General features: G+C 66.3%; 30 protein-coding genes and 3 tRNA genes. 24 read left to right on the top strand and 9 right to left on the bottom strand.

Annotated elements, in window-relative coordinates:
• Positions 1–7: 7 nt before the first annotated feature.
• Positions 8–637, bottom strand: coding sequence for a LysE/ArgO family amino acid transporter (locus tag ACFQNJ_RS12730; protein WP_374641794.1), 630 nt, complete (start codon positions 635–637; stop codon positions 8–10).
• A 108-nt stretch (positions 638–745) separates the two neighbouring features.
• Between ACFQNJ_RS12730 and ACFQNJ_RS12725 the strand changes: the two genes are divergently transcribed.
• The 10 genes from ACFQNJ_RS12725 (at position 746) to ACFQNJ_RS12680 (ending at position 10,490) form a co-directional block, all read left to right on the top strand.
• A complete protein-coding gene (locus tag ACFQNJ_RS12725; RefSeq protein WP_374641792.1) occupies positions 746–1,648 on the top strand; it encodes an HTH-type transcriptional regulator ArgP in 903 nt (300 codons plus the stop codon).
• A gap of 27 nt (positions 1,649–1,675) precedes the next feature.
• Complete coding sequence (argS, locus tag ACFQNJ_RS12720; protein ID WP_382257952.1) at positions 1,676–3,349, top strand: arginine--tRNA ligase; 1,674 nt, start codon at positions 1,676–1,678, stop codon at positions 3,347–3,349.
• A gap of 11 nt (positions 3,350–3,360) precedes the next feature.
• On the top strand, positions 3,361–4,008 hold the full coding sequence (locus tag ACFQNJ_RS12715; protein ID WP_382257949.1) for an SPOR domain-containing protein: 648 nt from the start codon (positions 3,361–3,363) through the stop codon (positions 4,006–4,008).
• Positions 4,009–4,083: 75 nt separating this feature from the next.
• Positions 4,084–4,734, top strand: coding sequence for a thiol:disulfide interchange protein DsbA/DsbL (locus ACFQNJ_RS12710; RefSeq protein ID WP_374641786.1), 651 nt, complete (start codon positions 4,084–4,086; stop codon positions 4,732–4,734).
• 128 nt (positions 4,735–4,862) lie between these two features.
• Entirely contained in the window at positions 4,863–5,519 is a 657-nt protein-coding gene (gene lptA, locus ACFQNJ_RS12705; RefSeq protein ID WP_382257945.1) for a lipopolysaccharide transport periplasmic protein LptA, read from the top strand.
• Between the two features lie 8 nt (positions 5,520–5,527).
• Positions 5,528–6,298, top strand: a complete 771-nt coding sequence (lptB, locus tag ACFQNJ_RS12700) for an LPS export ABC transporter ATP-binding protein (protein ID WP_374641782.1) — start codon at positions 5,528–5,530, stop codon at positions 6,296–6,298.
• Positions 6,298–7,878, top strand: coding sequence for an RNA polymerase factor sigma-54 (rpoN, locus tag ACFQNJ_RS12695; RefSeq protein WP_382257941.1), 1,581 nt, complete (start codon positions 6,298–6,300; stop codon positions 7,876–7,878). Before lptB ends, rpoN begins: the two co-directional genes overlap by 1 nt.
• Complete coding sequence (locus ACFQNJ_RS12690) at positions 7,875–9,224, top strand: THUMP domain-containing class I SAM-dependent RNA methyltransferase (protein WP_382257938.1); 1,350 nt, start codon at positions 7,875–7,877, stop codon at positions 9,222–9,224. Before rpoN ends, ACFQNJ_RS12690 begins: the two co-directional genes overlap by 4 nt.
• 1 nt (position 9,225) lies before the next feature.
• The gene (locus ACFQNJ_RS12685; RefSeq protein ID WP_382257935.1) at positions 9,226–9,696 is read left to right on the top strand and encodes a putative toxin-antitoxin system toxin component, PIN family; all 471 of its coding nucleotides are present in this window, start codon (positions 9,226–9,228) and stop codon (positions 9,694–9,696) included.
• Entirely contained in the window at positions 9,693–10,490 is a 798-nt protein-coding gene (locus tag ACFQNJ_RS12680; protein ID WP_374641775.1) for a UPF0149 family protein, read from the top strand. Before ACFQNJ_RS12685 ends, ACFQNJ_RS12680 begins: the two co-directional genes overlap by 4 nt.
• Positions 10,491–10,515: 25 nt before the next feature.
• On the opposite strand, the gene ACFQNJ_RS12675 is transcribed toward ACFQNJ_RS12680, so the two are convergent.
• The 6 genes from ACFQNJ_RS12675 to apaG all read right to left on the bottom strand — a co-directional run bounded on the left by ACFQNJ_RS12675 (position 10,516) and on the right by apaG (position 15,649).
• The gene (locus tag ACFQNJ_RS12675) at positions 10,516–10,989 is read right to left on the bottom strand and encodes a CZB domain-containing protein (protein WP_382257931.1); all 474 of its coding nucleotides are present in this window, start codon (positions 10,987–10,989) and stop codon (positions 10,516–10,518) included.
• A 183-nt stretch (positions 10,990–11,172) separates the two neighbouring features.
• Positions 11,173–11,670: a CinA family protein gene (locus ACFQNJ_RS12670; RefSeq protein ID WP_382257928.1), complete on the bottom strand. Its 498-nt coding sequence runs from the start codon at positions 11,668–11,670 to the stop codon at positions 11,173–11,175.
• On the bottom strand, positions 11,667–12,203 hold the full coding sequence (locus tag ACFQNJ_RS12665; protein WP_374641769.1) for a phosphatidylglycerophosphatase A family protein: 537 nt from the start codon (positions 12,201–12,203) through the stop codon (positions 11,667–11,669). The genes ACFQNJ_RS12670 and ACFQNJ_RS12665 overlap by 4 nt, the downstream gene beginning before the upstream one ends.
• 18 nt (positions 12,204–12,221) lie before the next feature.
• Complete coding sequence (thiL, locus tag ACFQNJ_RS12660; protein ID WP_382257925.1) at positions 12,222–13,184, bottom strand: thiamine-phosphate kinase; 963 nt, start codon at positions 13,182–13,184, stop codon at positions 12,222–12,224.
• Complete coding sequence (locus ACFQNJ_RS12655; protein WP_382257922.1) at positions 13,177–15,237, bottom strand: site-specific recombinase; 2,061 nt, start codon at positions 15,235–15,237, stop codon at positions 13,177–13,179. The genes thiL and ACFQNJ_RS12655 overlap by 8 nt, the downstream gene beginning before the upstream one ends.
• Before the next feature lie 10 nt (positions 15,238–15,247).
• On the bottom strand, positions 15,248–15,649 hold the full coding sequence (gene apaG, locus ACFQNJ_RS12650; protein WP_374641763.1) for a Co2+/Mg2+ efflux protein ApaG: 402 nt from the start codon (positions 15,647–15,649) through the stop codon (positions 15,248–15,250).
• 105 nt (positions 15,650–15,754) lie between these two features.
• Between apaG and rpe the strand changes: the two genes are divergently transcribed.
• Positions 15,755–16,435, top strand: a complete 681-nt coding sequence (gene rpe, locus ACFQNJ_RS12645; RefSeq protein ID WP_382257919.1) for a ribulose-phosphate 3-epimerase — start codon at positions 15,755–15,757, stop codon at positions 16,433–16,435.
• Positions 16,435–17,139: a phosphoglycolate phosphatase gene (gene gph, locus ACFQNJ_RS12640; RefSeq protein ID WP_382257916.1), complete on the top strand. Its 705-nt coding sequence runs from the start codon at positions 16,435–16,437 to the stop codon at positions 17,137–17,139. Before rpe ends, gph begins: the two co-directional genes overlap by 1 nt.
• Before the next feature lies 1 nt (position 17,140).
• Here gph and ACFQNJ_RS12635 read toward each other — a convergent pair whose 3' ends face one another.
• Both ACFQNJ_RS12635 and ACFQNJ_RS12630 read right to left on the bottom strand, forming a co-directional pair.
• A complete protein-coding gene (locus tag ACFQNJ_RS12635; protein ID WP_382257913.1) occupies positions 17,141–18,265 on the bottom strand; it encodes an ABC transporter substrate-binding protein in 1,125 nt (374 codons plus the stop codon).
• Between the two features lie 114 nt (positions 18,266–18,379).
• Positions 18,380–18,976, bottom strand: a complete 597-nt coding sequence (locus ACFQNJ_RS12630) for a chalcone isomerase family protein (protein ID WP_382257910.1) — start codon at positions 18,974–18,976, stop codon at positions 18,380–18,382.
• A gap of 385 nt (positions 18,977–19,361) precedes the next feature.
• Here ACFQNJ_RS12630 and trpE point away from each other — a divergent pair, with 385 nt between their 5' ends.
• From trpE to ACFQNJ_RS12570, 12 genes are all read left to right on the top strand, one after another.
• The gene (gene trpE / locus ACFQNJ_RS12625) at positions 19,362–20,861 is read left to right on the top strand and encodes an anthranilate synthase component I (protein ID WP_382257907.1); all 1,500 of its coding nucleotides are present in this window, start codon (positions 19,362–19,364) and stop codon (positions 20,859–20,861) included.
• A gap of 5 nt (positions 20,862–20,866) precedes the next feature.
• On the top strand, positions 20,867–21,469 hold the full coding sequence (locus tag ACFQNJ_RS12620; RefSeq protein ID WP_382257904.1) for an anthranilate synthase component II: 603 nt from the start codon (positions 20,867–20,869) through the stop codon (positions 21,467–21,469).
• Positions 21,466–22,539 carry a low-specificity L-threonine aldolase gene (gene ltaE / locus ACFQNJ_RS12615; protein ID WP_382257902.1) on the top strand — a complete coding sequence of 358 codons (1,074 nt, stop codon included), beginning with the start codon at positions 21,466–21,468 and terminating at the stop codon, positions 22,537–22,539. The genes ACFQNJ_RS12620 and ltaE overlap by 4 nt, the downstream gene beginning before the upstream one ends.
• Positions 22,540–22,559: 20 nt before the next feature.
• Entirely contained in the window at positions 22,560–23,213 is a 654-nt protein-coding gene (locus ACFQNJ_RS12610) for a LysE family translocator (protein WP_382257899.1), read from the top strand.
• Positions 23,214–23,229: 16 nt separating this feature from the next.
• Positions 23,230–24,297 (top strand): anthranilate phosphoribosyltransferase, encoded by a 1,068-nt coding sequence (gene trpD, locus ACFQNJ_RS12605; RefSeq protein ID WP_374641745.1) that lies wholly within the window; start codon positions 23,230–23,232, stop codon positions 24,295–24,297.
• 11 nt (positions 24,298–24,308) lie between these two features.
• Positions 24,309–24,452, top strand: a complete 144-nt coding sequence (locus tag ACFQNJ_RS12600) for a hypothetical protein (RefSeq protein WP_374641743.1) — start codon at positions 24,309–24,311, stop codon at positions 24,450–24,452.
• Positions 24,445–25,248: an indole-3-glycerol phosphate synthase TrpC gene (gene trpC, locus ACFQNJ_RS12595; RefSeq protein WP_382257895.1), complete on the top strand. Its 804-nt coding sequence runs from the start codon at positions 24,445–24,447 to the stop codon at positions 25,246–25,248. The genes ACFQNJ_RS12600 and trpC overlap by 8 nt, the downstream gene beginning before the upstream one ends.
• Positions 25,249–25,274: 26 nt before the next feature.
• On the top strand, positions 25,275–25,994 hold the full coding sequence (locus tag ACFQNJ_RS12590) for a uracil-DNA glycosylase (protein WP_382258377.1): 720 nt from the start codon (positions 25,275–25,277) through the stop codon (positions 25,992–25,994).
• 58 nt (positions 25,995–26,052) lie between these two features.
• Positions 26,053–26,138, top strand: a tRNA-Tyr gene (locus ACFQNJ_RS12585).
• A gap of 82 nt (positions 26,139–26,220) precedes the next feature.
• Positions 26,221–26,294: transfer RNA gene (locus ACFQNJ_RS12580), tRNA-Gly, on the top strand.
• A 69-nt stretch (positions 26,295–26,363) separates the two neighbouring features.
• A tRNA-Thr gene (locus ACFQNJ_RS12575) sits at positions 26,364–26,438 on the top strand.
• A 54-nt stretch (positions 26,439–26,492) separates the two neighbouring features.
• Positions 26,493–26,631 (top strand): GTP-binding protein (locus tag ACFQNJ_RS12570; RefSeq protein ID WP_374641854.1); only part of this gene is annotated, 139 nt, incomplete at its 3' end.

Below are 26,631 nucleotides of genomic sequence, written 5' to 3'. Positions count from 1 at the left end.
GGCTCCTTCAGACCAGCGAGGTGAGCAGCCAGCCCGCCGTGCCCCACATCATGAGCGCCACCGCACCATCGAGCAGTCGCCAGATGCGCAGCGAATTCAGGCGTCGCCCCAACCAGAAGGCCGCAAACCCGAGCACCAGAAACCACACCACGGAACCTGCCGCGGCGCCCAGGCCGAACACGGTGCTGCCCTGCCCGTAGGCGAGTGAGGCGGTGCCGATCAGCACGGCGGTGTCCAGCCAGGCGTGCGGATTCAGCCAGGAGAAGGCCAGCGCCGACACGACGGCCTGGCGCCGTGTGACCGGCACCTGTGCGGACGGGATGGCCGAGGCGGCCGGCATGACCCGGGGGTGCAGGAAGCGCTGAAAGGCCTGCCAGCCATACACGCCGAGGAAGAGCACGCCGGCACCGATCAGCGCCCCCAGCAACTTGTCCGACAGGCCGCCCAGCTGGGCCAGCCCCAGCACCCCCAGCGAGATCAGGACGATGTCGGCCAGCGCGCAGGTGAGGACGGTCAGCCACAGGTGCTGCCGTTGCAGGCCCATGCGCAGCACGTGGGCGTTCTGCGGGCCGATGGCCATGATCAGCGACAGGCTCAGGACCATGCCGGCGGAGAAAACAGGAAAGCTCAGGGTCATGACAGGTTCCGTCATCGTTCGGTGGAATCAATGGGTTCGAAGTGTGCCCCTCAGTCGCATCTTGTTAAACTGATTTCAATAAATCTAGATTTACTCAAGAAATTTCAAATGCTTGATGCCCGTCAACTGGATGCGCTGGCCGCGGTGGTCGAGCACGGCGGATTCGGCCCCGCCGCGCAGGCGCTGTCCCTTTCCCTGGCGGCGGTGTCGCTGCGCATCAAGTCGCTGGAAGAGCACCTGGGCCAGCGTCTGCTGGTGCGGGGCAAGACTGTGCGGGCGACCGCCGCGGGGCAGGCGCTGCTGGCCCATGTCAAGCAGGTCCGGCTGATGGAGTCCGACCTGCTGGCCGGACTGCAGGGTGGCACCGAATCCCGTGCCGGGGCGGCGTGGCAGAGCCTGAGCGTGGCCATCAACGCCGATTCCGTGGCCAGCTGGTTTCTGCCGGGTGTGGCGGCCCTGTTGCAGCGCCACCGCCTGTTGCTGGAAATCATGATTGACGACCAGGACCACACCCACGACGCGCTCAAGAGCGGGGACGTGATTGGCTGCGTGACCACGCTGGCGCAGCCCATGCGCGGCTGTGTGGCCGAGCCGCTGGGCATCATGCGCTACCGCTGTGTGGCCGCCCCGGCGGTGGTGCAGCGCTGCCGAACGTCACGCGGCGCGGTTTCGCCACACAAGCTGCTGGCCCATCCCGCCATCATCTTCAATCGCAAGGATGCGCTGCAGGACGCGTTCCTGCTGCAGCACTTCGGCCTGCGACAGCCGAACTACCCCCGCCATTTCGCACCGGCCGTGGATGCCTTCGAGCGTGCCATCGAACTGGGTCTGGGCTGGGGCATGGTGCCCGAGCAAAGCCTGTCGGGCAGGCCAGGCCTGGTCGAGGTGCTGCCCGATGCCACGGTGGATGTGGCGCTGTACTGGCAGCACTGGGCACGTGAGCCGGTGTCGGCCCAGCGACTGACGGCCGCTGTCAAGGCGGCCGCTCGGGAACACTTGCGGACGGCCTGAGGCGCCGAGAACCTAAAATCCTGCCCCATGCTCAAGATCAAACAGGAATTGCTGGCGGGCCTGGCCGCCTCGCTCGAACAACTGGCCCCCGGCGCCGGTGACAAGGCCGCCTTCGAATCGCCCAAGGTGGCCGCGCACGGTGACTTCGCCGTCACCGCCGCCATGCAGCTGGCCAAGCCGCTCAAGGCCAATCCCCGCCAGGTGGCCGATCAGCTCAAGGCGGCGCTGCTGGCGCTGCCGGTCTACCAGCAATGGGTGGCCGATATCGAGATCGCCGGCCCCGGCTTCATCAACATCCGCCTCAAGCCCGAGGCCAAGCAGCAGATCGTGCGCGAGGTCCTGGCCGAGGGCGCCCGATTCGGCTGCCAGCCGTCCAACGGCCGCCGCCTGATGGTCGAATTCGTGTCCGCCAACCCCACGGGTCCGCTGCACGTGGGGCACGGCCGTCAGGCCGCCCTGGGCGATGCCATCTGCAACCTGTACGAGACCCAGGGATGGGAGGTCTACCGCGAGTTCTATTACAACGACGCGGGCGTGCAGATCGGCACGCTGGCCACCAGCACGCAGCTGCGCATCCAGGGCTTCAAGCCCGGCGACGAGCAGTGGCCGGAGGCCGCCTACAACGGCGACTACATCCAGGACATCGCCAACGACTACCTGGCGAAGAAGACGGTGCATTCCGACGACCGCGAATTCAGCGCCAGCGGTGATCCGGATGCGCTGGACGACATCCGCCTCTTTGCCGTGGCCTACCTGCGTCACGAGCAGGACCTGGACCTCAAGGCCTTTTCCGTCAAGTTCGACAACTACTACCTGGAGTCAAGCCTCTACACCAGCGGCAAGGTCGACGCCACGGTGCAGAAGCTGCGCGAGGCCGGCAAGACCTACGAGCAGGACGGCGCCCTGTGGCTCAAGACCACCGACTACGGCGACGACAAGGACCGCGTCATGCGCAAGGGCGACGGGTCCTACACCTATTTCGTGCCGGACGTGGCTTACCACATCACCAAGTGGGAGCGCGGCTTCGACAAGGTGATCAACATTCAGGGCACCGACCACCACGGCACCATCGCGCGGGTGCGTGCCGGCCTGCAGGCGGCCGGTGTGGGCATTCCGCAGGGCTACCCCGACTACGTGCTGCACACCATGGTGCGCGTGGTCCGCAACGGCGAAGAGGTCAAGATCAGCAAGCGCGCCGGCAGCTACGTCACGCTGCGCGACCTGATCGAATGGACCAGCAAGGATGCGGTGCGTTTCTTCCTGCTCTCGCGCAAGCCCGACACCGAGTACACCTTCGACGTCGATCTGGCGGTCCAGAAGAACAACGACAACCCGGTGTACTACGTGCAGTACGCCCATGCGCGCATCTGCTCGGTGCTGGCCAGCTGGGGGGGCGACGTCAACACCCTGGGGCAGGTGGACCTGTCGGCCCTGGATACACCGGCGGCCCAGGCGCTGATGCTGCAGCTGGCCAAGTTCCCGGGCATGCTCAGCGCGGCCGCCACCGATTTCGCCCCGCACGACGTGACCTTCTACCTGCGCGAGCTGGCGGCGGCGTACCACAGCTACTACGACGCCGAGCGCATCCTCGTCGACGACGAGGCCGTCAAGCAGGCGCGTCTGGCGCTGGTCGCCGCCACGGCCCAGGTGCTGCACAATGGTCTGGCCGTGCTGGGTGTCAGCGCGCCGCAGAAGATGTAACCGGATCAGACATGAACATTCGCATTGCCCGGTCACGCCGGGTTCAGGGGGGGACCCTGATCGGCTTCGTCCTTGGCTTGCTGGCCGGCCTGGGCATCGCGCTGGCCGTGGCGGTCTATGTGACCAAGGTGCCGGTGCCTTTTGTGGATCGGGGCTTGTCGCGCAAGCCCGAGCAGGATGCGGCCGAGGCCGAGAAGAACAAGGGCTGGAATCCGAATGCCCAGCTCGGCGTCAAGCCGGCGGCGCCTCCGCCGGTGCCCGCGGCCCCCAAGACCGACGAGGACAGCAAACCCGCCGCCAAGGAGGCCGACACGGCCCCGGCAGCGCCGAAGGCCGAGTCGCGTGACCCGATCGCCGAGTTGCTGCAGTCCCGGGAGGGTCAGCGCAAGGAGGACGCGCCGTCTGCCGCCGTGCCCGCGGAGCCCTTCATCTATTTTGTGCAGGTCGGGGCCTTCCGCAACCAGCAGGAAGCCGAGAGCCAGCGCGCACGGGTGGCGATGCTGGGCATCGCGGCCGATGTCACCGAACGCGAGCAGAATGGCCGTCCGGTGTTCCGGGTCCGTGTTGGCCCGTTCAACCAGCGCAGCGCCGCCGACGCGACCCGTGAGCAGCTGGAGGTCAACGGGGTCGAGGCCGCACTGGTCAGGGTGCAGCGCTGAGCGCTGCCTGCGGAACTTTTTGCGCGCCACGTCGCCCCAACCAGCCAACATCTGGTCATCAAGGAGTCCCTGAAAATGCAACGTCGAGAGTTTCACCGTCATGTCCTGTCCACCGGCGCGCTGGCGCTCGGTGCTTCCGCAGCCCTGGTGCCGGGCTGGGCGCAGGCCAGCATCGGCGGCTTCAAGGAGGGCTCCGACTACATCAAGCTCGGTCGCCCCGTGCCCGCCGATGCGCCGGCCGGTCAGGTGGAGGTGCTCGAGTTCTTTGCCTACAGCTGCATCCACTGCTTCAACTTCGAACCGGTGTTCGAGGACTGGAAGAAAAAGGCACCCGCCGGTGTGGTGGCGCGGCGCGTGCCGGTGGCCTTCAGCGAAGCGTTTGTGCCCATGCAGCGCCTCTACTACACGCTGGAGGCCATGGACCAGCTCGATGGCCTGCACCAAAAGGTGTTTCGCGCCATTCATGTCGACAAACAGCGCCTGATGACCGAGTCGGCCATCACCGACTGGATCGTCAAACAGGGCGTGGACAAGAAGAAGTTCAGTGACCTGTTCAACTCCTTCTCGGTCACCGGCAAGGCTCGCCGTGCCGTGCAGCTGCAGGATGCCTACCAGATTGAAGGGACACCCGCCCTGGGTGTGGGCGGGCGCTTCACCGTGGCCGGACAGGGTCCCCGTACGGTTCAGGTGGCCAACGCCCTGATCGCCGAGATCCGCAAGGGCTGAGCTTGCCGATCTGTACCGGGGGTGCCACATCCCCCCGGCTTGGGGGTGTGCCCGTGCGCTCCGGCGGTGCAGGCGGCATGGGCACCGCTACAATGAAACGAATCGCAAGAATCGTGCCCCCTCAAGTCATGACCCACTTCATTCCTTCTCTCAAGGCGACGCGTCAGGCCCTGCTGGTCATGGCTGCGGCATTGCTGGTCCCCTCGGTGTCGCTGGCCGAGCTGGCCGACCGCGACAAGCCGATGAACATCGAGGCCGATGCCTTGCGTTACGACGACGTCAAGCAGACCAGCGTCTTCACCGGCAATGTGGTCATCACCAAGGGCACCATCATCATGAGGGGTGCCCGTGCCGATGTCCGTCAGGATCCGGCCGGCAACCAGTTCGGGGTGCTCACCGGTTCGCCTGGCAAACTGGCCTTCTTCCGTCAGAAGCGCGAAGGTCTGGATGAGTGGATCGAGGGCGAGGGCGAGAAGATCGAGTACGAGAGCCAGACCGAAACCGTGGTGTTCACCGGCCAGGCGGTCATGCGCCGCTACCGCGGGACGTTCCTCAACGACGAGAGTGTCGGCAGCCAGATCACCTACAACAGCCAGACCGAGATCTACACGGTCAAGGGTGGTCCGGGCAGCAAGACGGCCGCCAATCCCTCGGGCCGTGTGCGCGCCATGCTGACCCCGATCCAGAAGGACGCACAGGGTAACCCCTTGCCTCCCCAGGCGCCGGCGGCGGCCGATCCGGCCAACTTGCGTCCGAGCACGTCCCTGCAAGAGAAAAGCAAGTGACGGGGGGCATGTCGACACCGCCGTCCCCGATGGCCTACCAGAGTCGTCTGGAGGTCCGGAACCTGCGCAAGTCCTACGGCAGCCGCGTGGTGGTCAAGGATGTCTCGTTGACCGTGGACAAGGGGGAAGTCGTCGGACTGCTCGGGCCCAATGGCGCTGGCAAAACCACCTCGTTCTACATGATCGTCGGACTGCTGCGCGCCGACGGTGGCGAGATCCTTCTGGATGACCGCCGTATCGAGCAGTTGCCCATCCACCGGCGCGCGCGCCTGGGGTTGGGTTACCTCCCCCAGGAGGCGTCCATCTTCCGCAAGCTCACCGTCCAGGAGAACGTCCGGGCGGTGCTCGAATTGCAGAAGGACGCCGAAGGCCGGGCGTTGACCGTACCCGAGATCGAACGCAGGCTGGACCAGCTGCTCAAGGATTTGCGCGTTGACCATTTGCGCGATTCCCCTGCACCGTCCCTGTCGGGAGGGGAGCGCCGTCGGGTCGAGATTGCCCGCGCCCTGGCCACCAGTCCCCGTTTCATCCTGCTGGATGAGCCGTTTGCCGGCATCGATCCGATCGCCGTGATCGAGATCCAGCAGATCATCAGTTTTCTGAAGGGGCGTGGCATCGGTGTGCTCATCACCGACCACAACGTGCGTGAGACCCTGGGCATCTGCGATCACGCCTACATCATCAGCGACGGCCAGGTCCTGGCCAGCGGCACGACGGCCGAGATCATCGACAACGCGGATGTGCGTCGGGTGTATCTCGGCGAGCACTTCCGGATGTGATGAGACCCGGACTGTCGCTGCGGGTCTCGCAGCATCTGGCGCTCACGCCCCAGCTCCAGCAATCGATCCGCCTGCTGCAGTTGTCCACCCTGGAGATGGCCCAGGAAGTCGAGCAGATGCTCGACGAGAACCCGTTCCTGGAGCGCGGGGACGAGCAGGCAGACCGTGAGGCCTTCGGACTGGAGCAGCAGGATGCCCCGGTGCCCGCCGGTGACCGGATCGCGGAGCAGGCGGTGCAGACCGACGCCGCGACCGAAGGTCCTGCTTCAGACGATGGTTCGGACATCGAGGCGCAGGCGGACGGCAGCAGTCCGCTGGAAGAAAGCTGGGACGGCGACGGGTCCGTCGAGATGGCACCCGATGATGCCGAGTGGGGCGGCGACGCTCCCGCCCGCGGGACGGGTGACGATGATGACTCCCGCAGTGCCGCGGATCTGGCCCGCACACCCGTGACGCTGCAGGCGCACCTGCATGACCAAGCGCGGTGTCTGCGTCTGAACCCGCACGAGCAGGCCGCGCTGTACTTCCTGATCGAATCCCTCAACGAGGACGGGTACCTGACCGAATCGCTCGAGGAACTGGCTGCGGATTTCTGGCGCCAGCTGTACCCGGACGCCGGCACCGACCCGGCCCCCGAGGAGCGGGACGAGGCCGGTGAGTACCTGCGGATGGCGCTGGGCTGGCTGCACAGCATGGACCCTTCCGGTGTCGGTGCGCGCGATCTGCGCGAATGTCTGCGTCTGCAGATCCTGGAACTGCGCAACAGTCCCCAGGCGCAGGCGGCACTGGCCATCTGCCAGCAGCCGACCGAACTCATCGCTCGCCGCGATGTGCGCCGGCTGGCCGCCCTGTGCGGTCTTGAAGAGGACCTCGTGCGGTCGGGGCTGGCGCTGATTGCATCCCTGGAGCCCAAACCGGGGCGGCGCTTTGCCGATGCCGAGCGCAATGTCATCGTGCCGGACGTGATCGTCAGCCGCGCGGGACGGGGCTTCAAGGTGCAGCTCAACCCGGATGTGATGCCACGCCTGCGCCTGCAGGACGCCTACGCCGGCGCCCTGAAACAGGGGCGCGGCGCGAAGGACGCCGAGGGCGGTCACGCAGCGATGCAGCAACGCCTTCAGGAGGCCCGCTGGTTCATCAAGAACATCCAGCAGCGGTTCGACACCATCCTGCGCGTCAGCAGTGCGATCGTCGAGCGGCAGCGCAACTTCTTCATGCACGGTGAGCTGGCGATGAGGCCGCTGGTTCTGCGCGAGATCGCCGACGAACTCGGCCTGCACGAGTCCACGATCAGCCGGGTGACCACCGCCAAGTACATGGCCACGCCATTCGGCACCTACGAACTCAAGTACTTCTTCGGATCTTCGCTGGGTACCGAGACCGGTGGCAATGCCTCCAGCACGGCGGTTCGCGCCCTGCTCAAGCAGTTCATCACGGCCGAAGACCCCGCCAAGCCCCTGTCGGACAATCAGCTTTCCGATCTGCTCAAGGAGCAGGGCATCGAGTGCGCCCGGCGCACTGTGGCCAAATACCGCGAGGCCCTGCGCATCGCACCCGCCAACCTTCGGAAACAGCTGTGAACTCCCTGCAATTGTTCTTGCCCTGCGCCGCCGGCGTGGAGGATTACCTGGCCACCGAAGTCCGGCGGATCACGGGGGAAGATGCCGTGGCCAGGCCCCGCGCCGGCGTGGCGCTGACCGGGTCCTGGCGCGACGCCCTCAAATTGAACCTGCACAGCCGGCTGGCCCAGCGCGTGCTGGTGCAGCTCTCGCACGGCCCCTGCCACAGCGAACAGGCCTTGTATGACGCGGCGGGTGACGTTGCCTGGGAGATCTGGTTTTCGCCAGAACAGACCTTCAAGGTCGAGGTGACTGCCCAGCACAGCCCGTTCAAGAGCCTGAACTTTGCAGGTCTTCGGGTCAAGGACGCCATCTGTGACCGTTTTCGGGCCAAGCGGGGCCAGCGCCCGAGCGTCGACACGGCGCGGCCCGATGTGCGCATCTACGTCCACCTGACACGCGACAGCGCGACCCTCTATATCGACACCTCCGGAGAGCCGCTGTTCAAGCGCGGCTGGCGCGTGGACAAGGGCGATGCGCCCCTGAAGGAAACCCTGGCGGCCGCCATGATCGCAGCCACTGGCTGGGACGCGGCCGCCGATCAGCCGCTGGACGACATTCCGCCTCTTTACGATCCGTGCTGCGGCAGTGGCACCGTGGTGATCGAGGCGGCACAGGTGGCCCTGCGGATTGCGCCCGGTTTGCAGCGCCGGTTCGGGTTCGAGCGTCTGCAGCCCTTCCAGCCTCATGTCTGGCATGCCCTCAAGGATGAGGCCGCACGGCAGCGCCGCGAATGGCCGGCCGGGCACCACCCGCTGGTCTTTGGCAGCGATGTGGCGTTTCGCATGGTCGATTTTGCGCAGCGCAATGCCGAGCGTGCCGGCGTGGCGTTTGCGGTCGAGTTGCGCGGGGGCGATGCCTTGCAGCGCATGCCACCGACAGAGCGCCCGGGGGTGCTGCTGCTCAATCCGCCCTATGGCGAGCGTATCGCTGCGGCCGGCGTGGCGGGACAGAACGCCCGCGAGCGGGCCGATGCGCGCTCGGCGGCCCGGGCGCCGCGCACATTCACGGTGGGGGCTCGCCCCCCGGAGGCCGTACCGGCGGCGGCCCTGGGCCGTGAAAGCGCCCAGATGAGCGACGGCAGTGACGGCAGCGACTTCTTTGCCCGGCTGGCCACGCACTGGAAGACCCACTATGCGGGCTGGAGCGCCTGGCTGCTGACGCCGGACCTCAAGTTGCCAGGGCGGATGCGCTTCAAGGAGTCCCGGCGTGTCCCGATGTGGAACGGACCGATCGAATGCCGCCTGTTCCGCTTTGACCTGGTCGCTCGCCGAGCAGGTGACGCGTCGCCACCGACCCATGCGTGACATGGCGCGCCAGTCTCTGGTCATCGACACCAACATTGCCCTGGATTTGCTGGTGTTCGATGACCCGGCCTGCGATTCGCTGCGCCATGGCCTGAGCGGGGGGGCGCTCGGCTGGCTGGCCAGCGCCGCCATGCGCGAAGAGCTGCGCCGTGTGCTGGCCTATCCCCAGATCGCCCGCAGACTGCAGGCGCGCGACCGCGACGCTTTGGCGGTGCTCGCCGACTGGGACGCGTGGGTGCAGCTGGTCCCGGAGGCGCCGCGCGCCCCCTACCGCTGCAAGGACGAGGACGACCAGAAGTTCGTCGATCTGGCGGTGGCCCACCGTGCCGCACTGCTGAGCAAGGACAAGGCGGTCCTGTGCATGACGCGACGTCTGGCCCGGCTGGGCGTGCCCGTTGCCCGTGCCTTGGTGCCCATTGCCCTCTCCACTGTTTCAACCGATGCCGGGCGGCCGCCCGTTTCCACCACATGACCACTGAAACCACCGCCCTGAGCCCCGAGGAGTTCGACGAACTCGACGCCATCCTGGACGACCTGCGCACACGCGGCGAGGATGTGCCCCAATGGGAATTCTGCGAGGGCGTGATGGCGGCCCTGCTGTGCACACGCCGCCCGGTGCCGGTGGACGAGTACCTGCCGCTGGTCCTCGGCATTGCGGCCGGCCCGGCCGGACAGCCCGGCGAGGAAGGGGAGGCGTGGTTTGCCGATGAGGCCCAACGCAGCCGGTTCATGACGCTGTGGCAACGCCGGGAGGCCGAGGTCGCACAGGCGCTGTCCCTGGATGTCGAGACGCTGGAAGACGAGCGAACCTATCACCCCGAGGTCATGGACCTGCGCGGGGCCGTCGCCATGTTGCCCGACGCCGAGCGTGCCGAGATGGCGTCCCAGGAACTGCCCGCCTTCGGTCAGGTCTGGGCGCTGGGCTTCATGTTCGTGGTCGAGAACTGGGCCGAGGAATGGGAACTTCCCCGGGACCGCGATACTGCCGCATGGATCGACGAGGCACTGGCCACCCTGGTGGCGCTCACCGAGGACGATACCGCCGCGCCGACCTTCAACATGCACCATGAGGAGGGGCCGCCCAGTGTCAGTGACGAGCGGGCCAATGCCTTTGGTGCCGCCATCTGGGCGGTTTACGACCTGCACCGGATCTGGCACAGCCTGGGTCCGCGCGTGGCCCCGGCGCGCAAGACCGGCGAACCTGGTCGCAACGACCCCTGCTGGTGCGGCAGCGGCAAGAAGTTCAAGAAGTGCCACGGCGCCTGAGCCGTGGGATGTGCAGCGGCCCGGATCACCCGTTCTGGATCTGCCGCAGCAATTCGATCACACGGACCCGACTGCGTTCGAAGTCGGTATTGAGCAGCGTGCTGGCCTGATCCATCCGGTTCTGGCGTGCCAGGTTCAGGGCCTGTTCGGCAAGGTCATGAAACCGCCGATGCTCATCGCGCAACGCGGCGAAGGCCGGGTGGCGCCCGACAGCCTCGCTGCCCGCCCGGCGAATCCACTGCCCCAGCTTGCTGTCGGCTGAGCCCGGCAGGCTGCTCGGCTGCCCGGGCAGCAGGCTGTGGCCAGCCAGACGGTCGTTGAAGAGCAGGCACCACTCCAGATGCTCGATGATGGCCGTCTGCACATCCAGTTCGTGGGCCAGCGCAGGAGACTCTGAGGTCGGGCGACTGTCGGGCCATGACGGTGCCGTCGTCTCGTCGGCGACGGCCGGGCGCATCATCAGGTCTCGCCACCAGGCAACGAATCGGGATAGGGGCATGTATGTGCAGTCGGATCGCAGCACCCCGAGCGCTTCGGCCGTGGGCTGCAAACCTCTAGCTTAGTCCCAGACAGGGGTTCCCCGCATGCCCAATGCGGGAGCTGTCGCACGGTGCCCCCACGCCTGTGTGAAAAATCACCACCGTCCCGTCCGTCCATCTGTCCGGATCGGTATCCGGGTCTGTCAGGTCCCCGATGTGATGCGTGTGAGCATCCCTTTCAGGGCAGCGACCACGGTGGCCTCCCGAACGGCCCGGCGGTCGCCCGGGAACCGGTAAACCTCGGCGTTGGTGCCCGACGGTGTGGCCCATGCAATCCAGACTGTGCCCACGGGTTTGGCCTCGGAGCCGCCGGTCGGTCCGGCGACACCGGTGACCGCCAGGGCATGTGCGACGCCAGCCCGCTGCTGCGCGCCCGAGGCCATGGCGCTCGCCACTTCGGCGCTGACCGCGCCGTGGCGGTCCAGAAGCTCGGCGGGCACGCCCAGCATCTCCGTCTTGGCCAGGTTCGAATAGGTGACGAATCCCCGGTCGAACCAGTCGCTGGAGCCACTGATGTCGGTGCACGCTCCGGCGATCAAGCCACCCGTGCAGCTTTCGGCGGTGGCCATCCGCTGGCCGCGTTCGCGCAACGCCGCTGCCAGCGAGACGACCAGCGCGCTGGCTTCCGATGCATGGCTCATCCCGATCCTCCAAAACGCCAAAGCGCGATCACCAGCAGGGTGCAGAACGCGGCCGCGAAGTCGTCCAGCAGGATGCCAAATCCTCCTCGCGGACCAAAGCCCTTGAACTGGCGGTCGGCCCAGGCCATGGGCCCCACCTTCACCGCGTCGAACAGGCGGAACAGACCGAAGGCGACCGCCTGCCCCAGCAAGCCGGTGGGAGAAATCAGCCACAGGATCAGCCAGAAGGCCAGCACCTCGTCCCAGACGATATGACCGGAATCGGCGATGCGCATGTGCCTGGCGGTCACCGTGCAGGCCCACCAGCCCACCAGTGTCCCCAGACCGATGGTCAGTGCCCAGGCCAGGTCACTCATCCAGGGCTGCAGCAGCGCAAAGGCGGCCCAGGCCCACAGTGTGCCGACCGTGCCCGGCGCGTGACGGGCCAGGCCCGACCCGGCACCCAGCGCAATCACATGCGCCGGATGGGCCAGCATGAAGCGCAGGTCCGGGCGGGCGATGGGGGCTGTGTGGTCGGTCAGGGTTGTCTGCATGGCGGCGGCGGCGGTGCCTCAGGCGAAGTGGTCAAAGCTGCGTGCTGGCAGCGGCAGGACGTGTCCCTCGCTGTCCACCCACGTCAGGCCGGGCTCCGGCTGGATCTGGCCAATCCGGGTCACGGGTGTGCGACAGGCCTGGGCCAGCCGGGTGATTTCCTCACGAGCCTGGGCGGGGGCACAGAACAGCAGCTCATAGTCATCACCCCCGTTGACCATGCAGTCGATCTGGTGGTGGCGTGGCAAGCGGGCGAGCTCGGGGGACAGGGGCAATGCGTCCACCTGCACCCGTGCGCCCACCCGGCTGGCCGCCAGAACGTGGCCCAGGTCTCCCGACAGGCCGTCGCTGATGTCGATGGCCGCATGGGCCACGCCCGCCAGTGCGCCGCCCAGCGCCAGCCGGGGCTCCGGAAGGTCCAGACGCTGGTCGCCACAGGGCAGCGGGCCGACGCTCTGAGCCCACGCGGTCCCCAGGCGGCGCTCCAGGGCCAGTCGCGCCTCGCCCAGCCTGCCGCTGACCCACAGGTCATCGCCCGCACGGGCACCGTCGCGCCGCAAGGCCTTGCCCGGCGTCAGTTCGCCGAAAATGGTGATGCACAGGTTCAGCGGCCCCCGGGTGGTGTCGCCACCCACCAGCGGGCAGGCGTACCGGTCGGCCAAGGCAAACAATCCCCGCGCAAACGCCGTGAGCCAGGCGTCATCCGCCTGCGGCAGCGCCAGGGCCAGGGTGAACCCCAACGGGCGTGCCCCCATGGCCGCCAGATCGCTCAGGTTGACCGCCAAGGCCTTGTGTCCGAGCGCCTCTGGTTCTGCCCCGGCAAAGAAATGTCGACCTTCCACCAGCATGTCACTGGATACCGCGATCTGGTGTCCGGGCGTGGGCTGCAGCAGGGCGCAATCGTCGCCAATGCCCAGCACCACCGACGCGGCGGGGCCTGAGTCGCGCTGGAAATGGCGCCGGATCAGGTCGAACTCACCCATGACGCGGAGCCTCGTCCTTGGCCTGCTGCTCGTCTGGCTCGCCAGCCGGCAGATCGTCGACCCGTTCGTCATCCGTGGCCCGCGGCGGCAGGACGAAGCTCAGCGGAGCCCGCCGCAGGCGCTGCCGGAGACCCGCGGCGATGCGTTGCCGATTCACCCCGGAGATACCGCGTGCGCGCAACGCCAGCCGGAAGGCCAGGTAGAAGCTCACGGTCAGGTTGATCGGTCCGATGACGGCCACCCCCGCCACCGCCCGCCAGAAGGCCGGATCGTGCAGCACCTCGGGGCCCAGTGCCAGCGCGGCAGCGGTGACCTGTCCGGCGGACAGCGTGACGTGCCGGATGTCCAGTCCCAGGCCGAAAAAGCTGGCGAACGCCGGGATCAGTCCCAGCATCAAGCCCAGCGAGATGTTGGCCGCCAGACCCGACACATTGGCCCGCATGAAGCGACCCCAGCGGGCCGCGCGGTCGGCGCCCAGCCACCGGCTGAAGCGCGGGTTGTGGGCCAGGGCTGAATCGAGCTTGTGGAAGACAAACCAGTTCTCCACCCACCCGGCCACGATGCTGGACGCGAACAGCAGCACGCCGGTGAAGGCCGCGAACAGCGCCGACGGCCCCAGCACATCCATGTCGTGCAGCACGTGCCGGGCCTTGTCGGCATCGATCATGTGAGCGCCATGGGCCAGGTACAGCAAGGTACTGATCAGGGCCACCACCGGAATCACCAGCCCGACGTTGCCCAGGATGGCGGCGATCTGCGAACGGAACAGGTTGGCCACTTCATCGACAAACCCCTTGAGCGCGCCCGCCTGGCGGATGTCGCGCAGCCGGGCGACCATGGCGGGCGCCGTGACGGCTGGCTGCTTGGTCGCCACCGTCCAGTGCAGCAACTGGATGACCACAAAGGACACCGCGTAGTTCAGGCCGGCGGCAAAACCGAGCCAGAAGGCCGACAGCCCGAGCGGGTAGAGCAGGAATTTGGCCCACGTCGTCAATCCCAGCAGGGCGCCTCCGCCGGCCGCCTTGCCCAGCATGTCACGGTAGCCCTGCCGGTCACGGGTGATGTAGTGTTCGCCGCTCTCTGCGCTGCGTTCGGCCACCTTGGCCGCCGTGAGATGGGAGCTGCTGGCCACCAGGGCGCGAATGCTGCGGTTCTCCTGGCCCACCTGGGCCAGATCGGCCAGCAGGGCGGCGGTGGCCCGCTCGGGGCGGGTGGAGAGCAGGCAATCCATCAGCTGACGTGCGCGCACGATGCGCTCGCGCAGTTGTCGCAGGCGAAATACGATGCCGACCGACACACCGTGTTCTTCCAGATGGCCGTACACCGTGTAGGCCGCCTGGCGACAGGCGTCCAGTTGCAGTCGAAGCGCCTCGGATGCAGCCTGTGCCTGCGCAGTGCGGGGGCCGAAGGTCTGGACCGCATGCCGCAGCGCTTCCAGCAGGGGCGGCAGCGTGTGAAAGGGGCGGTTCCGGCGAGCCGCTGCGTCCATGCGGACCCGGATCTCCGATGCGAAGCCGGTGGCCACAATCTGGCCCACACAGAAGGTCAGTCCATCCAGCAGCACCGTGGACCAGCGGCTGGACGTGGCGGGTGTGGACGCCTCGTCGCTGAACAGCAAGGTCCTGGCGTCGTTCAGGGTGGCGGTGTCCAGGGCCAGCAGCCAGCGGCGGTCGAAAGACGAGGGCAGCAGCAGATCGAACAGATCCGCCAGATCGGTGGTTTCCGGGGTTCCGGGCAGCAGCTTGCGCCGCAGCCGATGACCGAACTCGCTCAGAAAAGACGTCCTTGGCGCAAAGCCGTGGTCGGCCAGGAAGGGCGCGACATCGACGTCACTGGTGAAGGCGATCCACCACTGTCGCCACCGCCCGGGCCAGGCCTCCATGGACCGCGCCGCTTCGAGCAGCTGGCCCACACGGGCGACGCAGGCCTGCGGGTCGGACTCGTCGCCCCGGACCCAGGCCAGGGTGTCCATCAGCCACCGGTGGCGGTCGACCAGGGGGGCAGACGGATCCAGCCGCTCCAGCAGGGCGGATGCCTCTTGGGAGACGTTCATGGGGTGGTGCTCAGTGAAGCAGGCGGGACGCGGCGCTGCCAGTCTCGTCGTCTGCGGCCCGCAGCGCGAATTCGGGAATGTCGGCTTCAAATCGCTCGCCATCCTCGGCCACGCAGAAGTAGCTGCCCCGCATGCTGCCGGTGGGCGTGGCCAGCCGGGTGCCACTGGTGTACTGGAACGACTCCCCTGGCCGCAGCAAAGGCTGTTTGCCCACCACCCCCAGGCCCTTGACCTCTTCATGCAGGCCCCGGGCGTCCTCGATGATCCAGTGCCTCGCAATCAGCTGCGCCGTCACATCACCCGTGTTGGTGATGGTGACCGTGTAGGCAAACGCGTACAGGTCCTCGTCCGGCGAGGACTGCTCGCTCAGGTACTGGGGCTCGACGTCGCAGGTGAAGTGGTATTTCGGCATGGGCCGGATGTTAACGCTTGACCTACAGCTGCCAACCGCCTGCTGTCGACATGTCCCGACACAGCCTGCGACAATGCCATTCCCGTTTCGAACACACGCTCTGCCATGTCCAGCACCTATCGCATTGCCCCGTCCATCCTGTCCGCCGACTTTGCCCGCCTGGGCGAGGAGGTCAGGAACGTCATCGCCGCCGGCGCCGACTGGATCCATTTCGACGTGATGGACAACCACTACGTGCCCAACCTGACCTTCGGCCCCATGGTCTGCCAGGCGCTCAAGCCCCACTCGAAGAAGCCCGACGGCACGCCGGTGCCCATCGACGTGCACCTGATGATCCAGCCGGTGGACGCGCTGGCCGGTGCCTTCATCGACGCCGGGGCCGATCTGGTGAGCTTTCACCCGGATGCCAGTGCCCACGTGCACCGCAGCGTGCAGGCCATCAAGGCCAGGGGCGCGAAGGCTGGTCTGACCTTCAACCCGGCCCAACCCCTGGACGTGCTCGACTGGGTGATCGAGGACATCGACCTGATCCTGATCATGAGCGTCAACCCGGGCTTTGGCGGCCAGAGCTTCATCGACTCGGCCTTGCGCAAGATCGAGCAGGCGCGCAAGCGCATCGAGGCCAGTGGCAAGGACATCCGCCTGGAAGTGGACGGCGGTATCAAGGCCGACAACATCCGCCGCGTGGCCGACGCGGGCGCGGACACTTTCGTCGCCGGCAGTGCCATTTTCGGAAAACCCGACTACAAGGCCGTGATCGACCAGATGCGAGCGGCGCTCGCGTGATGCTGGCGGACATCCGGGCGGTCATCGTCGACCTGGACGGGACCATGGTCGACACCCTGGGCGACTTCGAGGTCGCCCTCAACCGCACCATGGCCGATCTGGATCTGCCGCCGGTGGACCGGGCGGCCGTGGAACGCACCGTGGGCAAAGGCTCGGAGCACCTGATCCGCACCTTGCTGGGTCAGCAGCTGGCGCGGACCGATGTCAAGGGTGTGGGACAGGCTTGCCCCGCCCTCACGGTGGATGCCCTGTATGAGCGCGCCTGGCAGCGCTACCAGCATCATTACCTGTCCATCAACGGTCAGTTTGCCGATGTCTACCCCGGGGTGGAATCCGGTTTGCGCTGGCTCAAGGGTCGAGGCATGCCGATGGCCTGCCTGACCAACAAGCCGCTGGCCTTCGCGCAGGGTTTGCTGGCCGCCAAAGGACTGGAGGGCTACTTTTCGCGGGTGTTCGGGGGGGACAGTTTCGAGCGCAAGAAACCCGATCCGCTGCCCCTGCTGCGCACCTGTGAAGCGCTGAGCAGCGAGCCTGCCCGTACCCTCATGCTGGGCGATTCCCTGAACGATGCGCAGGCTGCCCGCGCCGCCGGCTGCCCGGTCGTGCTGGTGACCTACGGCTACAACCACGGGCAGCCGGTGCAACAGGCCGGCGCCGATGCCTATCTCGACCGGCTGGACGGACTCGACGGGCTGTTGGCCTGAGTCAGTACATCAGCTTGCCGTCGCTGGTCACCACACCGATGTCGACCCATTGGCTGCCGACATTGCCTTTGCTGAAGTTCACTCGAAAGCCACCCAGGTCAAACTCGCCGCTGCGGCGCAGCGATTCGGCAATGCCTGAGGGAGTGACCGATTTGGCCTTGCGGGCCGCTTCCGCAAACACCCGTGCCGTGATGTAACCCTCCATGTGGAAGGGGGTGTAGCTGCTGATGCCCGGATGGGTTTTCTGCATGGCCGCCCGGAAGGCGCGATGCAGGGGGGACGTCACGCCGGACGGGTTCGGGTAGGTCTGTGCAATGCCCACACCCCGGGCGCCTTGTCCCGCAAACTTCTGGAGCGCCGGCGCTGGCAGGTAGGACAGTGTGAAGATCTGCTGGGTCACGCCGGCCGCCCGCAAGGCGGCAATGCCCTCGCCGGAGAACTTCGGCGCACCCACCACCAGGGCCGATTGGGGGGCCTTGGCCGCGATCGCCTTGGCAGCCTGGGCGATGTCGGCCGCTTCCGTCCCGGACTTCGCCTCGATGATCTCGATCCCGCCCACCTCGGCAGCGGCGGCCTTGGCCGCGGCCAGGCCGGAGGTGCCGATCGGCAGGTCCTGGAACAGGACACCCATGGACTGGATGTTCAGGGCGCGGGCATGCGAGACGATCTTCTGGATCTGCTGCTCGTCGCCGGCGCGGATGTGGAACAGCTTGGGGTGCCCCGGGTTGCGCAGCACACCGGCGCCGGGCACGGCGTTGAGGATGACCGTGTCCAGGCTGTCGAGCAGCTTGCTGTCCAGCAGTCCTTTGAGGGTGGCCGAGCCCAGGGGGGTCAGCAGGGCCACCGGCTTGCGCGGCATGACCTCGTCCAGCCGGGCCTTGAACCCTTCGAAGGTGTAGGTGTCGTCGAGCTTGACCAGCTGGACCTTGCGGCCGTTGATGCCGCCTTTGCCATTGATTTCCTCAAAGGCGGCCACCAGGCCTTCGTTCAGTTCCCTGGGGTCGGGCGCGGGCAACACCGTGAACGGCCCGATCTGGGCGACCACAATGTCGCCGGCGTCCTGCGCCTGTGCCAGCAGGGGCAGGGCGCTGACCATGGCAGCCTGAAGAAGATGACGTCTTAGCATGTGGCGCTAGCAAAACAAAAGCAAAGCGCCGATTGGACCGTCGGGTTTGACCTAGGTCATTTAGGGTAAACCCTTGGTTTCGGATGACCGGCATTCACCGGCCTACGGACGGCGTCAGTTGCCCGCTTTTCCCAACAGCGCATCCTTGAGGCGCCAGTCGGCCGGTTTGGGGCCGAGCCAGATGCGCATCAGCGCGTCAAAGAACTCCTTTTCCTTGAAAGGATCGCCCTCGACCTTGCCTTTGACTGTCAGGATGGTGCCCGTGCCAGGGATCCAGTCCAGGGTGAAGGTTTCACCTTTCTTCAGCAGCTTGTGGTCGGTGAACACCTGGCTCATGCGCATCACGCCGGGGATCAGTTTGGAGAACGCGGCACGCTCCATGTTGTCTTCCATGCCCCGGGAAAACAGTTTGCCAAGTTCACCCGAGTCGATGTCGCGAAGCATGGTGATCGTCATGCGCTTGGGTCCGGCCGCGCCCAGCACCTCGTCGGTGGTCGCGGCTTTCTGCTCCAGGTACAGGCCAGCCGAATACACCTGGAACACCGCCTTGTAGCGAACACCGGCGCCATTGAGCCTGAGGGCTTTGCCGGCCACGGACTGCTGGGCTTCGAAGCGCACGCCGCCGGCCTCGATCTCGCTGCCCTGGGCTTGAGCCAAACAAGTCAGCGCTGACAGGGTGAGGCCGACAACAAAAGGACGGATCTTGGTCATGGGTGAGGCAAAGGGATGAATGAAAAACGAACGGTCGTTCTAAAAACTGGATTGTGGACAGTCACGTCGGCCGAATCAACACCGCGCCATCAGGGATAACCCCCGCCGGAAGTGCTCAAGCGGCCCCGATTGTGAGCTTTGCTACACTGTGCCCATCATGTTCGCATCCTGCATGCTCTCTGCCGGTGACGTGCCTGGCCGCCTTGGCCGGGGAGCCTGGCCCTGGCGCAAGCCAGCGTAAACAGCCCATCCCCCTCCGGGTTCCCGAACGGCCCTCACCGATCGCAGCGAACCCGACCGATGTCAGCCCTGCGGGAGCTGACTTCCCCGAACAAGGACGCCGCCGAGCCCTCAGCCTGGCACCGGTGCGTCGGAGAAAAGTCGCATGATCACCGAACTGGAATTCAAGAGTCTCACGCAACAGGGCTACAACCGCATCCCGCTGATGGCCGAGGCCTTCGCGGACCTTGAGACCCCGCTGTCCCTTTACCTCAAGCTGGCCCATGGCCGGGGCGATGGCGCCCACAGCTTCCTGCTGGAGTCCGTGGTCGGCGGCGAGCGTTTCGGCCGCTACAGCTTCATCGGCCTGCCCGCGCGCACCCTCTTGCGCGCCAGCGGCTTCGGCGCCGAAGCCAAAACCGAAGTGGTCAGGGACGGCGTGGTGGTGGAAACGAACCAGGGCAACCCGCTGGACTTCATCGCCGCCTATCAGCAGCGCTTCAAGGTCGCCCTGCGGCCCGGCCTGCCGCGCTTCTGCGGTGGTCTGGCCGGGTACTTCGGCTACGACGCTGTGCGCTACATCGAGAAGAAGCTGGAGAGCAGCTGCCCGCCCGACACCCTGGGCACGCCCGACATCCTGCTGCTGCAATGCGAGGAACTGGCGGTCATCGACAACCTCTCGGGCAAGCTCTATCTGATCGTCTACGCCGACCCGGCCCAGCCCGAGGCCTACGCGAATGCCAAGAAGCGCCTGCGCGAGCTCAAGGAAGCCCTCAAGTATTCGGTGGCGGCGCCGGTGGTCAAGCCCAGCCAGAACCATCCGGCCCAGCGCAGCTTTGCCAAGGACGACTACCTGAAATCGGTCGAGCGCGCCAAGGAGCTGATCGCCGCGGGCGATTTCATGCAGGTGCAGGTGGGTCAGCGCATCAGCAAGCGCTACACCGAGTCGCCCCTGTCGCTGTACCGCGCGCTGCGTTCGCTCAACCCCAGTCCCTACATGTACTACTACCACTTCGGGGATTTCCATGTGGTGGGGGCCTCGCCCGAGATCCTGGTGCGCCAGGAGCACACGGAAGAAGGCCAGAAAGTCATCATTCGCCCGCTGGCCGGCACCCGTCCGCGCGGTGCCACGCCCGAGAAGGACAAGGCGACCGAGGTCGAACTGCTGGCCGACCCGAAGGAGCGCGCCGAGCACGTGATGCTGATCGACCTGGCGCGCAACGACATCGGTCGCATCGCGAAGATCGGCTCGGTCAAGGTGACCGAGGCCTTCGTGGTCGAGCGCTACAGCCATGTGATGCACATCGTGAGCAACGTCGAGGGCGTGCTGAACGACGGTATGACCAACATGGACGTGCTCAAGGCCACCTTCCCGGCCGGCACGCTGACCGGCGCACCCAAGGTGCATGCGATGGAGCTGATCGACCAGCTCGAACCGGTCAAGCGCGGCATCTACGGTGGTGCCTGCGGCTACCTCAGCTATGCGGGCGACATGGACGTGGCGATCGCCATCCGCACCGCCATCATCAAGGACCAGACCCTGCACGTGCAGGCGGCGGCCGGTGTGGTGGCCGATTCTGTGCCCGAGATGGAGTGGCGGGAAACGGAACACAAGGCGAGGGCGCTGCTGCGGGCGGCGGAACTGGTGGAAGAAGGGCTGGAGTGAACGCCATGAACACGAACAAGAAAATCCAGCTGCTCATGGTGGACAACTACGACTCGTTCACCTTCAACATCGTGCAGTACTTCGGCGAACTCGGCGCCGACGTGACCGTGGTGCGCAACGACGAGATCACCGTCGACGAGATCCAGCGCCGGCTCGACGCCGGTCAGATCGACCGCCTGGTGATTTCGCCTGGCCCCTGCTCGCCGGCCGAGGCCGGCATCTCGGTGCCCGCCATCCAGCACTTTGCGGGCAAGCTGCCCATCCTGGGCGTGTGCCTGGGTCACCAGAGCATCGGCGCGGCCTTTGGCGGCAAGATCGTTCGCGCGCAGGAACTGATGCACGGCAAGACCAGCGTCATCACCACCACCCAGGAAGGCGTGTTCGCCCACCTGCCCGAGCAGTTCACGGTCAACCGCTACCACTCGCTGGCCATCGAACGTGAAAGCTGCCCCGACTGCCTCAAGGTCACGGCCTGGACGCCGGATGGCGAGATCATGGGCGTCAAGCACAAGACCCTGGCCATCGAAGGCGTTCAGTTCCACCCCGAGAGCATCCTGACCGAGCATGGTCACGCCATGCTCAAGAACTTTCTGGAGCAGACCGCATGAAGACCGTCGACCTGCGCAGCGACACCGTCACGCAGCCCACGCCCGCCATGCGCGCGGCCATGATGGCCGCCCCGCTGGGTGACGATGTGTTCGGCGACGACCCGACGGTCAACGCCTTGCAGGAGCGCATCGCGGCGCTGACCGGCAAGGAGGCTGCGCTGTTCATGCCCTCAGGCACGCAGAGCAATCTCTGTGGCATCCTGGCGCACTGCGGGCGCGGTGACGAGTACATCGTCGGTCAGCTGGCCCACACCTACCGCTATGAGGGCGGTGGCGCGGCGGTGTTCGGCAGCGTGCAGCCACAGCCGCTGACGCAGGACGCGCAGGGCCGCATGGCGCTGGCCGACATTGCGGCGGCCATCAAACCCGACGATCCGCACTTCGCGCGCACCCGCCTGCTGTGCCTGGAGAACACCTGGAACGGCCACGTGATGCCCGACGACTACCTGCGCGGCGCCACGGCGCTGGCGCGGGATAGGGGCCTCAATACCCACCTCGACGGCGCGCGGGTGTTCAACGCCTCAGTTGCATCGGCAGGGACTGGACAAACTGCATTTCAACGCCTGCGTGAGATCGCCGACCATTTCGACAGCCTGTCGGTCTGTTTCAGCAAGGGTCTGGGCGCGCCGGTCGGTTCAGCCCTGTGCGGCTCGCACGAACTGATCGCCCGCGCCCGCCGCATCCGCAAGATGGCTGGCGGCGGGCTGCGTCAGGCGGGGCTGCTGGCCGCCTGTGCACTGCACGCGCTGGACCACCATGTGGAGCGCCTGGCCGATGACCACGCCAACGCGCAGCGTCTGGCCGATGGGTTGGGCGGTATCGACGGCCTGACCGTGAAGTCGGCTGAGACCAATATTGTGTTCGTCGACGTCGCCGACGGCCGTGGCCCTGCGCTGCTCGACTTCCTGAAGGCGAACGGCGTGCTGGCCACCGGCCTGATCGGCCTGCGTTTTGTCACCCACCTCGATGTCGACACGGCAGGCATCGACCATGCCATCGCCACGGTGCGCCGCTTCTTCGCAGAGGCACCCGTCCCATCGGCCCAGGCCGCACGCACCGGACCCTACTGAATCGACCCGAGGAGACGCCCATGCCCGACACGACACAGCTTCTGATGTTTATCGCGGCCGGGTGGCTGCTCAACCTCACCCCAGGGCCGGACGTGCTCTACATCGTGAGCAGCGCCCTCAAGAGCGGGGTGCGTGCCGGCATCGTGGCCGCGCTGGGGATCGTCAGCGGCTGCTTCGTGCACGTGTTTGCTGCGGCGCTCGGTGTGGGCGCGTTGCTGGCCACCTCGGCCACCGCCTTCACCGTGCTCAAGTGGGCCGGTGCCGCCTACCTGATGTGGATGGGCGTCAAGTTGCTGCTGGCCAAGGGCGGTGGTTCTTCCATCGTGCCGGCGGGCGTGAGCGCGGAGGTGGTGGCGGTGAACCTGTGGCGCGTGTTCCGCCAAGGTTTTCTGACCAATGTGCTCAACCCCAAGGTCGCACTGTTCTTCCTGGCTTTTGTGCCGCAGTTCATCGCCCCGGGCACCGAGGACAAGGTGACGGCCTTCCTGCTGCTGGGCCTGCTGTTCAACCTGAATTCCCTGCCGATCAACTTCGGCTACGCCTGGCTGGCTGGCTGGGCCTCGCGCCGCGTGGGCGCCGTCCAGCGCGCCATGCACTGGATGGACCGCGCGGCAGGCGTCATGTTCGTCGGTTTCGGCCTGCGTCTGGCCATGTCCGAGAATCCCACCCGATAAGCCCTGGAGACCGCTCATGCCCCATACCCACAAGATCACCCCGCAGGAAGCCCTGCAGCGCACCATCGAGCACCGCGAGATCTTCCACGACGAGATGCTGCACCTGATGCGGCTGATCATGAGCGGCGAGATGTCGCCCGTCATGATGGCGGCGCTGATCACCGGCCTGCGCGTGAAGAAGGAAACCATCGGCGAGATCACGGCGGCCGCGCAGGTGATGCGCGAGTTCTCGACCAAAGTCCACGTGGCCGACAAGACGCATCTGGTGGACATCGTGGGCACCGGTGGCGACGGCTCGCACACCTTCAACATCTCGACCTGCTCCATGTTCGTCGCTGCCGCCGCGGGTGCCAAAGTCAGCAAGCACGGCGGGCGCAGCGTCTCGAGCAAGAGCGGCAGTGCCGACGTGCTGGAGAGCCTGGGCGTCAACATCAACCTGCCGCCGGACGCGATCGCGCGCAGCATCGCCGAGGTCGGTGTGGGTTTCATGTTCGCTCCCAACCACCACCCCGCCATGAAGAACGTGGCACCGGTGCGCCGCGAACTGGGCATCAAGACCATCTTCAACATCCTGGGTCCGCTGACCAACCCGGCCTCGGCCCCCAACATCCTCATGGGCGTTTTTCACCCCGACCTGGTCGGCATCCAGGTGCGCGCGCTGCAACGCCTGGGGGCCGAGCACGCGGTGGTTGTCTACGGCCGCGACGGCATGGACGAGGTGTCGCTGGGTGCGGCCACCATGGTGGGCGAACTCAAGGATGGCGAGATCGCCGAGTACGAAATTCACCCGGAAGACTTCGGCCTGACCATGGCCAGCAGTCGCGCGCTGCGCGTGGAGACGCCGGAGGACTCCCGGGCCATGTTGATGGGCGTGCTGGACAACCGGGACGATGTGTCCCTCAAGGCGGCCAAGGACATCGTGGCGCTCAACGCCGGCGTGGCGCTCTATGCCGCCAACGTGGCGCCTGACATGGCGCAGGGCATCGCGCTGGCCCGGCGTACCCTCGAATCGGGGGCGGCCGCCGCCAAGCTGCGCGAACTGCAGGCCTTCACACAAACCGCCACCGCATCGGTCGGTCCTTGAGGGCACCTGTGATGCCGGTCTGGTTGCAGAACGAAGGCGCGTGGATCGCCATCGGGGTATCGGTTCTGTTTGTGGTCGCCGGCGTGGTCATGCACCGCGTCATCAAGAAAGTGCTGCAGACCCCGCAGCCCGAAAAGTCAAACCAGCATGAGTGACATCCTGAACCAGATCGTGGCGGTCAAGCGTGAAGAAATTGCCGCTGCCCGCAAGAAGAAGCCCCTTGAGGCGATGCGATTCGATGCCGAAAGCCGCGTGCTCACGCGCGATTTCGAAGCCGCCCTGCGTTCTCGAATTGCCGCCGGTCAGGCGGCGGTGATCGCGGAGATCAAGAAGGCCAGCCCGAGCAAGGGCGTGATTCGCGAGGACTTCATTCCCGCCGACATCGCGCAGAGCTATGCCGAAGGCGACGGCAAGGTCAGCGCAGCCTGCCTGTCTGTGCTGACCGACCGCCAGTTCTTCCAGGGCAGCGCCGACTACCTCAAGCAGGCCCGGGCCAGCTGCGACCTGCCGGTGCTGCGCAAGGACTTCATGGTCGACCCTTACCAGGTCTATGAGGCGCGGGCGATGGGGTCCGACTGCATCCTGCTGATCGCCGCCTGCCTGGACGATGCACAGATGGCCGATCTTGAGGCCATTGCGCACGGTCTGAACATGTCCGTGTTGGTCGAGGTGCACGATCGCGACGAACTGCACCGGGCACTGAAGCTCAAGACCCCGCTGGTCGGCATCAACAACCGCAACCTCCGGACCTTCGAGGTTTCCTTGCAGACCACGCTGGATCTGTTGCCCGAGGTCCCGGCCGACCGTCTGCTGATCACCGAGTCGGGCATTCTGGCCCGCGCCGACGTGCAGACCATGCGCGCGGCCCGGGTGAATGCCTTCCTGGTCGGGGAGGCGTTCATGCGTTCGCCGGAGCCGGGGCTGGCGCTGGCCGAGCTGTTTGCCGACTGATGGTTCAGCAGACGCTGTTCGATCCCATGGACGCCGGTGCGCCGGTGCGGGCGACCCCATGGCTGAAGAGCGCTGATCCCGCACAGTGGCCGGTGGCGCCAGGCTGGCAGGATCTGGTTGCCCATTTCTGGGCCACCCGGCATGGCCAGTCACTGCGGTCCTTCCTGTCGCAACGCGTTGCAGAGCACGCGGTGATCTATCCGCCCCAGCCGCTGCGGGCGCTGAGCCTGACGCCTCCTGATGCGGTGCGTGTGGTGATTCTGGGGCAGGACCCTTATCACGGGCCCGGTCAGGCAGAGGGTTTGGCGTTTTCCGTGGCACCGGGTGTGCCGGTGCCGCCCAGCCTGCGCAACATCTTCAAGGAGCTGTCCCGGGACCTGGGAGTACCCGTGCCCGACAACGGATCCCTGGTGCGCTGGGCGGCCCAAGGCGTCCTGCTGCTCAATGCGGTCCTGACGGTGGAAGACGGGGCGGCCGCCAGCCATGCGGGCCGAGGTTGGGAAGTGCTCACTGACGCTGTAATCAAGGCCTGCAGTGAGCAGGGATCGGATAAGGTGTTTCTGCTTTGGGGGGCTCATGCCCAGAAAAAGGCGGCGCTGATTTCCCCGCGTCACCAGGTGCTCATGGCCAATCACCCGTCCCCCCTGTCGGCCTCCCGGCCGCCGGTTCCTTTCATCGGTTGTGGTCACTTCCGGCGGGCCAACGAATGGCTTCTGGCCCATGGCCGAGAACCCGTGATGTGGTGAGTTCACGAGAAACTTCACAATCGTCAAAAAATCGTGGCATAATGCGTGGCTTCGCTACGGAGGGGTGCCCGAGTGGCTAAAGGGGGCAGACTGTAAATCTGTTGGCTTACGCCTACGCTGGTTCGAATCCAGCCTCCTCCACCAGCGATCTGTGTTCAGTGAGAGCGATTGAAAAGCAAGCGCTCCGGTTATTGACGGTGACCCGTTGGGGTGCCGGCGAGAGCGGGCGGGAGTAGTTCAATGGTAGAACCCCAGCCTTCCAAGCTGATGACGCGGGTTCGATTCCCGTCTCCCGCTCCATGAATGCAGTTGGCCGGTTTGCAGCGAAGAGTTGAGTTTCCAGGTGACTGGCTTGCGCCAGTTTCCTTGGCCCATGTGGCTCAGTGGTAGAGCACTCCCTTGGTAAGGGAGAGGTCGCGGGTCCGATTCCCGCCATGGGCACCACATTTCTCCGGCATTGTTCTGGTGTTTCGGCAATTAACGTTTTGGAGCTGAAGAATGGCAAAGGAAAAATTTGAGCGGACCAAGCCGCACGTGAACGTGGGCACCATCGGTCACGTGGACCACGGCAAGACGACGCTGACGGCTGCCATCACGACCGTTCTGTCCAAGAAGTTCGGTGGCCAGGCCAAGGCCT

Source organism: Hydrogenophaga bisanensis (assembly GCF_042665135.1).
Taxonomy (GTDB): Bacteria; Pseudomonadota; Gammaproteobacteria; order Burkholderiales; family Burkholderiaceae_C; genus Hydrogenophaga; species Hydrogenophaga bisanensis.
Note: the sequence above shows the minus strand (reverse complement) of the source record. Positions and strands in the feature narration are given on the sequence as shown.

Coding starts and splice junctions, on each gene's coding strand:
- ACFQNJ_RS12730 (WP_374641794.1), bottom strand. CDS start 637: ATGACCCTGAGCTTTCCTGTTTTCTCCGCCGGCATGGTCCTGAGCCTG.
- ACFQNJ_RS12725 (WP_374641792.1), top strand. CDS start 746: ATGCTTGATGCCCGTCAACTGGATGCGCTGGCCGCGGTGGTCGAGCAC.
- argS (WP_382257952.1), top strand. CDS start 1,676: ATGCTCAAGATCAAACAGGAATTGCTGGCGGGCCTGGCCGCCTCGCTC.
- ACFQNJ_RS12715 (WP_382257949.1), top strand. CDS start 3,361: ATGAACATTCGCATTGCCCGGTCACGCCGGGTTCAGGGGGGGACCCTG.
- ACFQNJ_RS12710 (WP_374641786.1), top strand. CDS start 4,084: ATGCAACGTCGAGAGTTTCACCGTCATGTCCTGTCCACCGGCGCGCTG.
- lptA (WP_382257945.1), top strand. CDS start 4,863: ATGACCCACTTCATTCCTTCTCTCAAGGCGACGCGTCAGGCCCTGCTG.
- lptB (WP_374641782.1), top strand. CDS start 5,528: ATGTCGACACCGCCGTCCCCGATGGCCTACCAGAGTCGTCTGGAGGTC.
- rpoN (WP_382257941.1), top strand. CDS start 6,298: ATGAGACCCGGACTGTCGCTGCGGGTCTCGCAGCATCTGGCGCTCACG.
- ACFQNJ_RS12685 (WP_382257935.1), top strand. CDS start 9,226: ATGGCGCGCCAGTCTCTGGTCATCGACACCAACATTGCCCTGGATTTG.
- ACFQNJ_RS12680 (WP_374641775.1), top strand. CDS start 9,693: ATGACCACTGAAACCACCGCCCTGAGCCCCGAGGAGTTCGACGAACTC.
- ACFQNJ_RS12675 (WP_382257931.1), bottom strand. CDS start 10,989: ATGCCCCTATCCCGATTCGTTGCCTGGTGGCGAGACCTGATGATGCGC.
- ACFQNJ_RS12670 (WP_382257928.1), bottom strand. CDS start 11,670: ATGAGCCATGCATCGGAAGCCAGCGCGCTGGTCGTCTCGCTGGCAGCG.
- ACFQNJ_RS12665 (WP_374641769.1), bottom strand. CDS start 12,203: ATGCAGACAACCCTGACCGACCACACAGCCCCCATCGCCCGCCCGGAC.
- thiL (WP_382257925.1), bottom strand. CDS start 13,184: ATGGGTGAGTTCGACCTGATCCGGCGCCATTTCCAGCGCGACTCAGGC.
- ACFQNJ_RS12655 (WP_382257922.1), bottom strand. CDS start 15,237: ATGAACGTCTCCCAAGAGGCATCCGCCCTGCTGGAGCGGCTGGATCCG.
- apaG (WP_374641763.1), bottom strand. CDS start 15,649: ATGCCGAAATACCACTTCACCTGCGACGTCGAGCCCCAGTACCTGAGC.
- rpe (WP_382257919.1), top strand. CDS start 15,755: ATGTCCAGCACCTATCGCATTGCCCCGTCCATCCTGTCCGCCGACTTT.
- gph (WP_382257916.1), top strand. CDS start 16,435: ATGCTGGCGGACATCCGGGCGGTCATCGTCGACCTGGACGGGACCATG.
- ACFQNJ_RS12635 (WP_382257913.1), bottom strand. CDS start 18,265: ATGCTAAGACGTCATCTTCTTCAGGCTGCCATGGTCAGCGCCCTGCCC.
- ACFQNJ_RS12630 (WP_382257910.1), bottom strand. CDS start 18,976: ATGACCAAGATCCGTCCTTTTGTTGTCGGCCTCACCCTGTCAGCGCTG.
- trpE (WP_382257907.1), top strand. CDS start 19,362: ATGATCACCGAACTGGAATTCAAGAGTCTCACGCAACAGGGCTACAAC.
- ACFQNJ_RS12620 (WP_382257904.1), top strand. CDS start 20,867: ATGAACACGAACAAGAAAATCCAGCTGCTCATGGTGGACAACTACGAC.
- ltaE (WP_382257902.1), top strand. CDS start 21,466: ATGAAGACCGTCGACCTGCGCAGCGACACCGTCACGCAGCCCACGCCC.
- ACFQNJ_RS12610 (WP_382257899.1), top strand. CDS start 22,560: ATGCCCGACACGACACAGCTTCTGATGTTTATCGCGGCCGGGTGGCTG.
- trpD (WP_374641745.1), top strand. CDS start 23,230: ATGCCCCATACCCACAAGATCACCCCGCAGGAAGCCCTGCAGCGCACC.
- ACFQNJ_RS12600 (WP_374641743.1), top strand. CDS start 24,309: ATGCCGGTCTGGTTGCAGAACGAAGGCGCGTGGATCGCCATCGGGGTA.
- trpC (WP_382257895.1), top strand. CDS start 24,445: ATGAGTGACATCCTGAACCAGATCGTGGCGGTCAAGCGTGAAGAAATT.
- ACFQNJ_RS12590 (WP_382258377.1), top strand. CDS start 25,275: ATGGACGCCGGTGCGCCGGTGCGGGCGACCCCATGGCTGAAGAGCGCT.